Genomic DNA, 12831 nt, shown 5'->3' on the forward strand with positions numbered 1-12831 from the left:
CTTTTAGTGGTTATGCCTGGATTTTCAGCGAAGGCAGTTTTGGCTTATTATTTAATAGGGGAATGGGCTGCTGTAACGCCGAGTGATCTAAATTAGTGGCGAGTTAGCAAAGGCTTATCTGTCACTTAAAAATAGAGATAAATTGCCGGAACAGCACAGGAAATTTACAGAATTAATTGCTTGGCTGAAAGTGTGGGATAGCTTTGAGGTGGGATAATTATATCAATTGGCATTCAGGGAATTGGCATTTTATCCCAAAAACCTCTCGCTCGGAATTAGCGGTAGAGAAACTGAATGAAGAAGTGTAGAAAAGCAGCCGATCGCACGCCATGACTGACTCCCCCCGACACAGTGTATCCTGTTACCGATGACGTTTGCCCCAAGCTATGATTATCGGCTCCCTAAGTAACTTATTTTTATGAAAATTGCTCTTTTCACTGAAACATTTCTGCCGAAAATAGACGGCATTGTGACGCGCCTGATTCACACTGTAGATCACTTGCAGCGCGCGGGCGAACAAGTTCTGATATTTTCTCCAGATTACGGAATTAAAGAATACAAAGGCGCCAGAGTTTACGGTGTGGAGGGTTTGCCTTTGCCGATGTACCCGGAATTGAAAATGGCACTTCCTTCTCCGGCTGTAGGTCGGCAATTAGAGCAGTTTAAACCGGATATTATTCACGTTGTCAATCCTGCGATTTTGGGATTGGGGGGTATATATTACGGGAAAAAGTTCAATATTCCGATTTTGGCTTCTTACCACACGCATTTGCCGAAATATTTGCACCATTACGGTTTTGGTGTCCTCGAACCTTTATTGTGGGAACTACTCAAAGGAGCGCACAACCAAGCAGAATTGAATCTGTGTACTTCTACAGCAATGGTGGAGGAATTGAGAACCCACGGCATTGAGCGAGTAGATTTGTGGCAGCGCGGCGTAGATACTGAAATGTTTGTCCCGGAATTGGCAAGTCGAGAAATGCGATCGCGCCTTTCTGCAAATAACCCAGACAGTCCACTGCTGCTGTACGTCGGCCGCCTCGGTGCAGAAAAAGAAATCGAACGCATCAAACCAGTCCTCGCAGCGATGCCCAACGCCCGCCTCGCCTTAGTGGGAGACGGCCCGCACCGGCAAACCCTGGAACAATATTTTGCCGGTACACCCACCAATTTTGTCGGCTACCTCAAGGGGCAAGAATTGGCTTCTGCTTACGCATCGGCCGACGCCTTCATTTTTCCCTCCCGCACCGAAACCCTGGGCTTAGTGCTCCTAGAAGCAATGGCTGCGGGAACGCCCGTAGTCGCGGCGCGCAGTGGCGGAATTCCCGATATCGTCACCGACGGTGTTAACGGATATTTATTTGACCCCGCTGACGAAGAAGGAGCACTCGCCGCCACCCAGCGTCTGTTTGCGAATCCCGAAGAACGGGAAACCTTGCGCCAAAACGCTCGCCGAGAAGCTGAACGCTGGGGTTGGGCCGCCGCCGCTGCACAACTGCAGCGGTACTATCAATCAGTAGTATTTGCCGAGTCCATGCCCAGAGCAGCCTAAATGTCAGGATCTGTACCACCTTTAAACATCACCGCCAGCTTAGCTTCGCTGTTCGATCGTCAGTTGGTAGTGAACAGGGATGTTTTCAAAGACCGATCAAACTTTTTTGCTGCATAAATTACCGTCGTTATCCTGCTGTTGCGTTTACCATTAAACTATGAGTAAGCTCTGTAGGAATGCCTTGCGCGCTGCTTTCATAGCGCCCTTTACCTGACCGGATACGGTCGCCGAGTGCGCTAAAACTGTCACACCGCGCGCTGGGACCGAGCACAGGGCGTCCAATCCACATTGCACTCTCGATCGAACTAAAGCCTGTCACCTAATTTTCAGGCTAGCAGTTTTGCGAACTCAAGTTCAGCTTGAATTGACGAACCCTCATCAGTATCGAGGTTGTAAAAAAGATCGATCAAACATACATAACAAGCAAACTGAAGTTGCGTGCGCCACTTTTGAACTCACGATTCATCAAAGCGACAAGCGAGTGCCGATGCGCTGGCAAACAAATTCAAGAGTTTGCACCGCCGTCGCATCTAGCGCCGATCGACCTGCGGTCAGTCTACCCCTCTGAGAAAGCAGTTAATCATGACATTCTCCAATGCTGGTAGCGTTCTGGCTACACTGACTCAAGTCAATTTTATGGGGGCATTGACCTCCCGTGTTAAGAGCCTGCCAGTTCCTGAATTAGTGTGCCTGCTGGACTTTATCACGGCTGAATTTCAGCAATTTATCCGGGCGATGGACCTGATTAACAATGAAGCACTCGAAACTCTCTTAGAGCAACTTTTAGATGCCTTCACTGTCAAAATTGGTCAAATTCTGCAAGCAGACCGGACAACAATTTTTTTGGTTGACTCTAACAAAAATCAACTGTGGCACAAAACAGTCGATCCACTTACGGGCGAAGATGTAGAAGTGCGCTTGCCGATGGATGCAGGCATTTTAGGCTACGTAGCAACAACCGGAAAATCGATTAATGTCGCCGAAGCTCGATCGCACGAGTATTTTAATACCGAAGTAGACGAACCACCGGGCTACGAGATCGAAACCATCCTCTGTATGCCGATTTTTAGCAGCAAGAGCCAACATGAACCCGTAGCGGTGGTCAGACTGTTAAATAAAGCTGGCAATGTCTCCTTTAGCGAGGAAGACGAACAGCAGTTCCAGGCTTTTGCAGATTCGATCGGGATTATTCTCGAAAGCTGTCAGTCTTTCTACGTCGTGGCCCGCAACCAGCGAGGGGTTGCCGCACTTTTGAGAGCCACCACGACTTTGGGTCAAAGTCTTGACTTGGAAACAACTTTGCGATCTGTCATGGATCAAGCTCGCGACTTGATGCAGGCCGATCGCAGCACGCTATTTTTGTTAAATCGGGAAACCAACGAACTTTGGACAAAAATCGCCAAGGCCGACGGCAAAACGATGGTAGATCTCCGCATTCCTGCTAATAAGGGAATTGCGGGCTACGTGGCTTCGACCGGTCAACCTCTAAATATTACAGATGCTTACGACGATCCCCGCTTTGACCCCTCTACAGACCAGCAAACGGGATACCGCACTCGGACTGTCTTGTGTATGCCCGTGCATAACGCTAAAGGTGAGCTGATCGGGGTAACTCAGCTAATTAATAAGAACCAAGGTACTTTCACCCCTTCCGACGAAGAGTTTTTGCGAGCGTTTAATTCCCAAGCGGGAATGGCGTTGCAAAATTCTCAACTTTTTCAGAACGTGATGGTGGAAAAGCAGTATCAGAAAGATATGCTGCAAAGTCTTTCTGACGCAGTGATTTCCACGGATTTGAAGGGGCGAGTTGTAACGATTAACGAAGCGGCGCTGGAATTGTTGGGCTGTCCGGTAAATCCAGATAAAAGCAAACACAATCCCCAGATTTGGGAAGATAAACTGGTGAATCGCTATGTTTGGGAAGTTGTGCCGATCGACAATTTGCAATTTCGACTAGAAGACAGTCTCAAAACTGCTGCCAGACATTACGTTCCCGAACAAAGCTTAACTGTGGGACTGTTGGTAGAAAAAACGCTAAATTCCCAAAAAAAAGAACAAGAAGAAGAAGAAAGTTATATTTTGGCAGTGCCCGATCGCACTGATCCTAATTTATATTACGCTTGGGGCGAAAACCGCGCGTGGACTGAGGAAGTAGCACTGGCAGAATTAGCTAATGCCCAATCTCTATTTGCGCTGCGAAATTCTGCGCTGTATCACCCTTATTGTCCGCTACCCATCCCCGCCTCTCGAATAAAAGTAATTGAACGTAGTTTGAATTTGACTGTCAACCCGCTGATCAATCCAGAGGGCGGCGTGCGCGGCGGTTTAGTGGTACTCGAAGACATCAGCCACGAAAAGCGGATGAAAAATACGATGTACCGCTACCTGACTCCTGGAGTCGTAGATAAAGTGATGGCTTTGGGTGAAGGCGCCCTGATGGTGGGCGAACGTAAAGAAGTGACTATTTTATTTTCCGACATTCGCGGCTACACCACGCTGACCGAAAATTTGGGAGCGTCGGATGTGGTATCTCTGCTGAACGAATATTTTGAGACGATGGTGGAGGCCGTTTTTCACTACGAAGGCACTTTAGACAAGTTTATTGGCGATGCTTTAATGGCGGTTTTCGGCGCGCCCCTGCCACTAAATCCTCCGGAAAGTCACGGTTGGATGGCGGTTCAGTCAGCTTTAGATATGCGTCGGCGTTTGCAAGAGTTTAATGATTCTCGCCCCGGCGAAGATCCGTTTCGCTTCGGAATTGGGATTAGTTCCGGAGATGTGGTTTCGGGAAATATCGGTTCTCAAAAGCGAATGGATTACACGGTAATAGGGGATGCGGTGAATTTGAGTTCGCGGTTGGAACAGCTTACAAAGGAGTACGGCTGCGATATAATTTTGAGCGAATCTACATACAGTTTGTGTCGCGAAAGAATTTGGGTGCGAGAGTTAGACAAGGTGCGAGTTAAGGGCAAAAATCAGCCGGTAGGTATTTACGAGTTGCTGCAAAATAGTTCTGAACCCATCGATGGGGAAACCGTTCGGTTTTTGGAACTTTACAGTAACGGTAGGGATGCTTATATTACTAGAAATTTTCAGAAAGCTATTAGTTATTTTGAAGCGGCTTTAGCAATGCGACCGAGCGATCGACCTGTGGAAGTTCACCTCGACCGATCCCTGAGCTATTTGGAAGTACCTCCGCCCGATGATTGGGACGGTGTGCATACGATGACAACCAAGTAGTAAACTATATTACATCCGAGTGCTCAAAAGTAAAAAGATTTGATAAAGTTTTGAAATCTTCCTTATGACAGAGTTAACAAGTGTAAAAATGTGAAAAGATAAATCGGATGCCATATTAAAGTTAGTATTTATTTCCCGGCTAACAATTAAATGAGTTATTTATCTGTTCCGAATGCCACAAAAGCCGATCGCATTCTGGTGGTAGACGACGCACCAGATAATGTTTTGTTGGTTCAAACAATCCTAGAAGAAGAAGGTTACGAAATTAGCACGGCCGAAAACGGCTTTTCTGCCTTGAGTCAAATTGAGAAGTCAGCCCCGGATTTGGTACTGCTAGACGTGATGATGCCGGGAATGGATGGTTACGAAGTCACTAAACGAATCCGAGATAATAAGGAATTGCCCTTTATGCCGATTTTGCTGATCACTGCTCACGACAGTGCGAGCGTAGTGCAGGGATTGGATATGGGAGCAGACGATTTCATCCGCAAACCAGTCGAAATGGACGAACTGCTGGCGAGGGTAAGATCGCTCCTGCGGCTAAAACACAGCGTAGACGAGCGCAATTCGATCGCTCTCCAGCGGGAAGATTTTGTCTCCCGGCTCGCTCACGACTTGCGAACGCCCCTGGTAGCAGCCGATCGAATGCTAAGTTTAATGCAGCAGGGAGCTTTGGGAGAAATTTCGCCCCAGATGCGCGAGGCTTTCGGGACGATGGTTCGCAGCAACAAAAACCTGATCGCGCTCGTAAATATGCTGCTGGAAGTCTACCGCTACGAAGCAGGCGCCAAATCCCTAAGTTTCGCTCCCGTGGATTTGCGCCAGCTTATTACTGAGGTAGCTGAAGAACTAGCTCCTTTAGCGGATGCTAAAGGTTTGTCGGTAAATTTAGACTTGACAGAAAGTGCAGAAAGTGCACCGATTGCGAAGTATCCGGGCGATCGTCTGGAACTGCACCGCTTGCTGACAAATCTCATCGGAAATTCGATTAAATTCACCGACAACGGCTCAATAGATGTCAGCTTAAAAGCTGCCAATTCACCTGCTTATACTAGCTTCAAAAACCAACCGCTGGCATGGGTAATTATAGAAATCAAAGACACCGGTGCCGGCCTTTCTCCCAGCGAAAAAGCAAAGTTATTTGAAAGGTTTGGCGCGGGAACTCACAGGAGATCCAGTACAGGTTTGGGACTACACCTCTGCCGCCAAATAGTCGAAGCTCACCGCGGCACGATCGAGGTAAAATCAGAGTTGGGCAAAGGCAGTTTGTTTACTATTCGCTTGCCTTGTTAGAGCGATATAAATAACTCTAACTTTAGGGTGCGAAAGGCGCACATTACTACAGATAAACTGTAATTGTACCGTGCGAAGTGCGTACCTAATCGAATTATGGTTAATTTACCAGATGTCATATAATGACTTGGCAACCGAATTTATGGCGATATGTCTAACTGTCCAGTGTGCGGTGCTGAATACATAGAAGAAAAAGCAGAGTTGTGCTCGATTTGCGGCTGGGATTTGACTCCCTACCCGCAGCGTGCTAAGCCTTCCAAAACTTATTTAAAAAAAGAACAAGTTAGATTGCAGTGGGCAAAACAAATGTGGGAATTGGCCCGCAATCAACAAAATTGGTTAGCTAAATTTGATGAGTTGCAGGGGGAAGTGCAGCAAGGTGCGATCGCCCGCACATACATTCAATCTCAGTTAGAATGGGTTCTGTACCGGCTCGAACAACTAAACCCCGAATTGATTGTCAGCACTCTACTGCGACTAGAAGACAAAATCGGCGCCATACCTGACTCAACTCCAGCTATCTCCGAAGTAGGGATGGACTACCGCCAACTGACAAAGCTATTAGAAACTGGAAAATGGCGCAAAGCTGATGAACACACTTGGGAAATCTTGCTGCAAATCGCTGTCAGGGAAGACGAAGGCTGGCTGAGTGCAGCCGATATTGACAGTTTTCCTCCTACAGACCTTCGCACGATCGACCGACTTTGGCAACAATACAGCAGCGGGCGGTTCGGGTTGAGCGTGCAGCAGCAGATTTGGGAAAGTACCGGGGCAAATTATACTGAATTTTGCGATCGAGTCGGCTGGCGAGTCAAGGAAAATTGGAAATATTACAGCGAGCTCTCCTTCAACGAAGATGCTCCCCCCGGACATCTTCCCGTCACCGCATGGAGGCAGCGCGCCTGTTACGGTGCTGGTAAACTTACCGCAGCAGAAAACTTTGCCCGCATCGCTGCGAAACTCGCAACTGGCGATCGGTAATCATCAAAAAAAAATCAAAATCGACATTAACTGCTATAATCAAAACGGTTTAGCAACTGGGGCTGTGGCTCAGATGGATAGAGCAAGCGCCTCCTGAAGAATCGGGCACCCTGCGAGGAAACTCTAGGAGTGAATGTGGTCAAATTTGGTGAAACCTAAAGAGTTCGTGGATTCCTATGACTCTAAGGCAATACCAAGCCAAGCCTGAGTTCAGCGCGATTAAACAATCGCCTATATTGAAATCAGGAAGGTTTAGAGACTAGACGGTCACCACCTAAAGGCTGCAAGCCTATGGTGAAGGTATAGTCCAGAGAGTGGGGAAACTCACACAAATCTGAAGCGCTAGGTCGCCGGTTCGAACCCGGCCAGTCCCGTTAAAAATCAAGAAAAATTAAAATCAGGAGGGGAAAGCTTAAGTTTTGCCCCTCTTTTTTGCATATCCGCTAACGAATTCGCCCACAGACGAATACTTGCTGAAAGACGAGGACTTACGCAGAACCTCTCTCTCTAGAGTCAATCTGAAATCTAAAATCTAAAATCCCCCGTTTAAGCCCCCAACATAAGTGTAGAGTCAATCTAAAATCTAAAATCTAAAATCTAAAATCCTATGATCCCCCGACCCTTTTTTAAATTTTAATTTTTAATTCCTGTTAGTGGGCTATACGTGCGGTATTTTTTGTTATGGTTCCTTTGTGAGTTACATAAAATTTTTATAGGTTTAGATGTGGTTAAGAATCAATTCAAACACGCAGCGTTACAAGCCTTTGAAGACTTCACGCAGTTTTTGGTTCCTAGTAGGGCTTTTGATGGCGTGTTGGTTGGGCTATCAGCAGGTTAAGAGCGAATTTCAGAGACCCCAAGCTGTGTTAGTTCTAGGTGGGGCTACGGAGCGAGAGGTGTTTGCCGCCAAATTTGCTCAGAAGTATCCTGAATTGCCGATTTGGGTGTCGTCTGGCAGCAATCCTGAGTTCGCGGAATGGGTCTTTTCAGAAGCGGGAATTGAGTCCGATCGCCTGCACTTAGACTACAGAGCGGTGGATACGGTAACAAATTTTACCACCCTGGTAGATGAATTGAAAGCTAGAGGGATTGAGAGCGTGTATCTGATCACTTCTGACGATCATATGCGGCGAGCTCAGATTATCGGCGAAATCGTACTCGGCAGTCGAGGCATTAGCTTTAAGCCGGTGGCAGTTCCGTCTGGGCGAACCCCCGAACCAGTGCAAAAAGCTGTTCGCGACGGGGCTAGGGCTATTCTTTGGCTGACAACCGGTTATACGGGTGCTAACTTCAGCCAAGCCAGAATTGAATAAACAAAGGAAAGCATTGAGCAAGTTTTAAATTTTTTCCCATTCCCTCTGGTTTTAAAACTTGTCTTCTATAGCGATTTAAGACACCGGGAAGACGCTGATGACCAATGCCTAACAGAAGAGAATAGAACGAGTAGTTTAAAATCAGTAGATGAACTTCAATAGCTAAAGTTAATGAGCGACCAAATTCTGCCACAAGTTCTAGAGCAAATTTTGAGTGACAGCAAAACGCCGGATGCTGTTTTTTCGGCTTTGGTGTCGGCTTTAGGGGAGGTGTTAAATTGCGATCGGGTCTTTCTCTACCTCCGCAATCCTGAAACGCAAATGGGCAGAGTACCTTACTGCTGGCGTCGCAACTCAAATTTTCCAGAGATTGGGGACGCGGAATGGAAAAAAGAACCCGAATCTTTAGGGGAAGAAGACCCTTTATTTGCAGCAGCTTTGCGAACTGAACCGTCGATTTTTGTTGAGGATGTTGAGACAGCAAATCCTGAAGTTGTCAACAAAAATTTTGAGGCAAAAGAGTTCGGACATCGAGCTTTGATTCACGCTCACCTTTGTGCTGAAGGCTTATTGTGGGGGGTTTTGCAGCCTTGTATGTTCGATCGCCCCAGAGTTTGGACTGACTTCGATCGCCAAATTATCGCAGCAGTTACAGAAAAAATTTCGCCTTTAGCTGTTGCTTATGTCACCGCCTCAGCATCAAAAGATAAGCGATAAAAATCAATAATTTACCTGTAGGGAGCGGGTGGGCAATGAATGAATGTCAACTTAAGACTAAAACCACGTCTAGATAGTGGTTTTAGCCGAATCTCAATCCCCTTTCTGGCAGAATAAACACCGTTTCCGGTTCCCCCCTTTTTAATTTAGGGGGGAGCGATGGGCTAATTTTCAAACAAAAGTCGGGTAGTAAATTTGAGCTAATTGTCCTTACCAAGGGTGAAATGTGCATCGCCCTAGAGATAGACTTGGTGCACAATTCTTGTTTAAAAAACGCCCCAATTTTGAATGCCCCGACCGCTGAAAATCCCTTGAGCCCGACTAATATCATCCTCAGTGCCATCTACTACCACCAAATAATCGCCGGCGTGCAGGCGATCGGTGTAAACTCTAGCTGTTTCTTCGGGAATTCCCAAGTCAGTCAAGGCCTTCACCACCCCACCGAAAGCCGCCGCCGAGACGCCAGTGCTTGCTACGCTAGCCACCAGTGACGCCCCGAAAGTCCCCGCTGCAATCATCGGCCCGATTCCGGGAATAGCTAAACTTCCGAGACCCACTAGCACGGTGGCTAAAGCACTATTTGTCAGAGTGTCTGCTACCACTCCTGCTCCTGTGTCTAGATTTTTATCGCCCACCTGAGCGATCGTTTGAGTATCGCCTACAGACTCACCTGCATCCCTAGCAACAACCGAAACTTTATCCATTGGAAACCCGGAAGATTTCAATTCTGCCAGAGCTTGCTCGGCATCTTCGCGGTTAGAAAACAATCCCAACGCGCGGGTTTGATTGCTTGTTACCATATCTTTCTTCTTATCTCCTGTCCCATTAAACTCAAATTCAAGCCTAATTATTGTGCTTGTTTTCAATCACTTATATTGATATTTTTCGATGTTTATCTTCAGCATTCATCTATCTGTAGATATAATCTGAAAAACAGCAACAAAAGTTATAAAATCAGCGACCCAAATCGTGCATGGCATTAATCTCGATCGCACATCTTTGAGTCAAGGCTTGCAACTCCTCGCGATCCGACGAACCGGGCGCTTCAATTAGCTTGCCAATTCGCACCGTCAGCGGCACCGGACGCGGCATTCCCGAACCTTTCGAGGAAATCGCGTGAGTTCCCCACAAACTAACAGGTAACAGTGGCGCTTTTGCCTTAGCAGCTATCAGCGCCGCCCCTAATTTCGGTTCAGTAATTCTGCCGTCTGGGGTGCGAGTTCCCTGCAAAAATACACCCGTCGCCCAGCCATTTTCCAAAGAATTGATAGCTGATCGAATTGCACTGCGATCGGCACTTTCCCGCTTCACTGGATAAGCACCGTAAAGCGTAATTGCCTGTTTCAAAATAGGAACTTTAAATAACTCTTCCTTTGCCATAAATGCGACGGGTCGCCTCATGCAATTCGACAAAATCGGCGGGTCAAAATCGCTGGCGTGATTGCTGACTACTACCACAGGCCCTTCTGCTGGAACATTTTCTGCACCATAGATGCGGCCCCGAAAGTACAGGTGCAGCATCGGGCTGACAATTGACCATTTGAATAAATAGTAGAGAAGTAAACTTTCGACGGGTTCGCGACTTTTGCTCACAGAAAAACCTTAAATTTTAAATTACATCGAATATTAGCCTATCAGTTCAGCAATGACAAAGGAATAGTATTTTGATGTTTGTAGGGTTGCCTGCGGCTGGAAACCGCGCCTACACAAACAAAACCGACCTACGTGGGTTAAAGAAGAAGTCCGCCAGCGCGGACGCAAGCTTGTGTAGCGCCAGACTTCAGTCTGGTGGACTATTTCACTGAATGTCCGATGTTTGCAAAGGCTCAATTTCCGGCCAGCATGGCTTTTTGTCCTTCCGAAGAAGTCGCGTAGCCCAAGAAATCCTTAACTGCTTGGCTAGGAGGATTTTTGTAGGCGTAGTACAACTGCCGCTGGTAAGGATAGTTACCCGCATCCGTCGTTGCACCGTTGACTGGAACAACGCGCACCGTTCTCTGATTGACTACTTGAGCGAAAGTCGCATAGCCAATGCCGTTGTTGCCTAAAGCTTGCAGCAGAGGAGTTGTCGCATCTCGATCGAGCGTGGTAATATTTTTCGTCGTGCCAAACTCGCCACCTCCGAGCACTTGTTCTTTAAACATTTGGTGAGTGCCGCTAACTGCCGGTCTGTTAATTACTTTAATCGGGCCCGCCGGGCCGCCGACTTTTGACAAGTTTTGAGTATTTCCCTTGAAAATATCTTGAACTTGAGCGGAGGAAATTATACCCTTACGGTGTCAGAAACCAATACGACAAAATTTGCTTATGGAGGTCAGTTGCGCCTCTATGACGTGCATATCGCCAAGATGTTTGAGGTGACATATTCGGACTCTCAGGAGATACCCAACCCTGGCGGTAGAACTTGGTATTACCGCGCCGGAAATGGTAAAATTGATATGGGCAATTCAGAATCAACTGTCAGTTTGCTAGCGATATTGCTGATACTTATGGTTGAGGGAAACCAGAGCGTAGTGCGATCGAATATTCTCAGGGGGAGGCTGGGCGACCAATATCCAGGACTCGTTCTATTCCAATTTTAGATATTACTGGTAATAAAATTTAGCGGTGGACGAATTTTGTGCAAGGGTTTCGCCCTCAGTCTGCTAATTCTGAAGGTGGTAATTCTCGATCGAGTATTTCTTTTCCAGTTCGTGAAATTGTATGGCAGATTGAAGGTAAGACGAGAGTACCAATTTTCCTCCCCAGTCAGCTTTTATTCTCAGAAAAAATTTACTTGAAAAACCGAGTAGAAACAAATGGCTATAGTGTTGAAATGGGCCACATACCTAATTGCAGCAGTACGCCTTGCTATATCGGGAGTATCTCAGCAGAAAGAGGTGGAGAAGCAGCCCAAGCACCGCCTAGAGGATTTAGGAGTGAATTCAAAACCATTAAATTAGCCGGCAGAACACAAGGAGTTTTTTCTAATGGCTGCTGTGCTTACTGCACGGCCTTAGTTGAATGGCAGTATCAAGGCGTTTTGTATCGAGTAACGATGAAGAATGGGCGAGAGGAAACGCTTCAAATAGCTAATTCTGCTATTGAAGCTGGGCCTCGCTAGTTAAATATGGAGATAACAGTGCGTCAGGGCAAGTCCTATTCTCCAATAGGAGATTTATTTTCCCTGACGCAGCGTAAAAGTTCTATCTATATAGAAAGCATATCACTTCTAAACTTTTAAGCCGGAAACTTCGCCTGCAAAACATTGTTTTTAATTTTTTCCTCTAATTCATTGACAACCCACATTACACTATGTTCTGGCTCGCTTAAAATAGATTTTTTGATGTCATGTAAAGAGTTGACTAAATCTTCACGCAAACGGGGCTTGTCTTCTTTAACTCCTTGAGTATAATCCCAATAATCCCAAGCGATTAAACCTATGGCAAGGGTAGGTTCAATCATACTTCCGAGTTTCGCAGAAAGAGCAGCTACAGTTTTACTACCTGCTTTAGCAGCAATTGTAGCCGTAATTTTAGCAGTTCCAGCAGCACCTACAAATCTTACTAAAGATATTTCATCTCCTCGTTCATTTTGTAGCCTAAAATTTATGCCTTCTAAATATTTAACCCAGTCGGATTGGGGAATTGTATACATTTTTGGTACATCATCAAACTCCTTACTCCTTTCCCGCTCAAAGAGTACAGAAAATGCTATAGTAAAAAAAAGCGAGGAAAATATCAATGAATCTGAGCC

The 12831-nt window shown here is 46.4% G+C and carries 11 protein-coding genes and 1 pseudogene; 8 read left to right on the plus strand and 4 right to left on the minus strand.

Features of this window, described 5'->3' with window-relative positions:
- Window positions 1-418 precede the first annotated feature (418 nt).
- The 6 genes from QUA36_RS25480 (at window position 419) to QUA36_RS25505 (ending at window position 9096) form a co-directional block, all read left to right on the plus strand.
- Window positions 419-1552 carry a glycosyltransferase gene (locus QUA36_RS25480; protein WP_333459513.1) on the plus strand — a complete coding sequence of 378 codons (1134 nt, stop codon included), beginning with the start codon at window positions 419-421 and terminating at the stop codon, window positions 1550-1552.
- Window positions 1553-2134: 582 nt separating this feature from the next.
- Window positions 2135-4792, plus strand: coding sequence for a GAF domain-containing protein (locus tag QUA36_RS25485; RefSeq protein ID WP_333454089.1), 2658 nt, complete (start codon window positions 2135-2137; stop codon window positions 4790-4792).
- 150 nt (window positions 4793-4942) lie between these two features.
- Complete coding sequence (locus QUA36_RS25490) at window positions 4943-6085, plus strand: hybrid sensor histidine kinase/response regulator (RefSeq protein ID WP_333459514.1); 1143 nt, start codon at window positions 4943-4945, stop codon at window positions 6083-6085.
- A 150-nt stretch (window positions 6086-6235) separates the two neighbouring features.
- On the plus strand, window positions 6236-7066 hold the full coding sequence (locus QUA36_RS25495; RefSeq protein WP_333455479.1) for a GUN4 domain-containing protein: 831 nt from the start codon (window positions 6236-6238) through the stop codon (window positions 7064-7066).
- A 722-nt stretch (window positions 7067-7788) separates the two neighbouring features.
- Entirely contained in the window at window positions 7789-8379 is a 591-nt protein-coding gene (locus tag QUA36_RS25500; RefSeq protein ID WP_333459515.1) for a YdcF family protein, read from the plus strand.
- 171 nt (window positions 8380-8550) lie between these two features.
- Window positions 8551-9096, plus strand: coding sequence for a GAF domain-containing protein (locus tag QUA36_RS25505; protein ID WP_333455476.1), 546 nt, complete (start codon window positions 8551-8553; stop codon window positions 9094-9096).
- Between the two features lie 266 nt (window positions 9097-9362).
- Here the strand turns inward: QUA36_RS25505 and QUA36_RS25510 are convergent, their stop codons facing one another.
- The 3 genes from QUA36_RS25510 to QUA36_RS25520 all read right to left on the minus strand — a co-directional run bounded on the left by QUA36_RS25510 (window position 9363) and on the right by QUA36_RS25520 (window position 11312).
- Window positions 9363-9896 carry a hypothetical protein gene (locus QUA36_RS25510; RefSeq protein ID WP_333459516.1) on the minus strand — a complete coding sequence of 178 codons (534 nt, stop codon included), beginning with the start codon at window positions 9894-9896 and terminating at the stop codon, window positions 9363-9365.
- 154 nt (window positions 9897-10050) lie between these two features.
- Window positions 10051-10689, minus strand: coding sequence for a lysophospholipid acyltransferase family protein (locus QUA36_RS25515; protein ID WP_333164213.1), 639 nt, complete (start codon window positions 10687-10689; stop codon window positions 10051-10053).
- Between the two features lie 233 nt (window positions 10690-10922).
- Window positions 10923-11312, minus strand: a complete 390-nt coding sequence (locus QUA36_RS25520; protein WP_333369729.1) for a substrate-binding domain-containing protein — start codon at window positions 11310-11312, stop codon at window positions 10923-10925.
- A 3-nt stretch (window positions 11313-11315) separates the two neighbouring features.
- On the opposite strand from QUA36_RS25520, the gene QUA36_RS25525 reads away from it, so the two are divergent.
- Window positions 11316-11678, plus strand: a complete 363-nt coding sequence (locus QUA36_RS25525) for a hypothetical protein (RefSeq protein ID WP_333369730.1) — start codon at window positions 11316-11318, stop codon at window positions 11676-11678.
- A gap of 38 nt (window positions 11679-11716) precedes the next feature.
- Window positions 11717-12199, plus strand: a complete 483-nt coding sequence (locus QUA36_RS25530; RefSeq protein ID WP_333369731.1) for a hypothetical protein — start codon at window positions 11717-11719, stop codon at window positions 12197-12199.
- 116 nt (window positions 12200-12315) lie between these two features.
- Here the strand turns inward: QUA36_RS25530 and QUA36_RS25535 are convergent.
- A pseudogene (locus QUA36_RS25535) lies at window positions 12316-12831 on the minus strand (hypothetical protein); the annotation flags it as partial.

Origin of the sequence: Microcoleus sp. Pol10D4 (genome assembly GCF_036701555.1) — a bacterium.
Lineage (GTDB): Bacteria > Cyanobacteriota > Cyanobacteriia > Cyanobacteriales > Microcoleaceae > Microcoleus.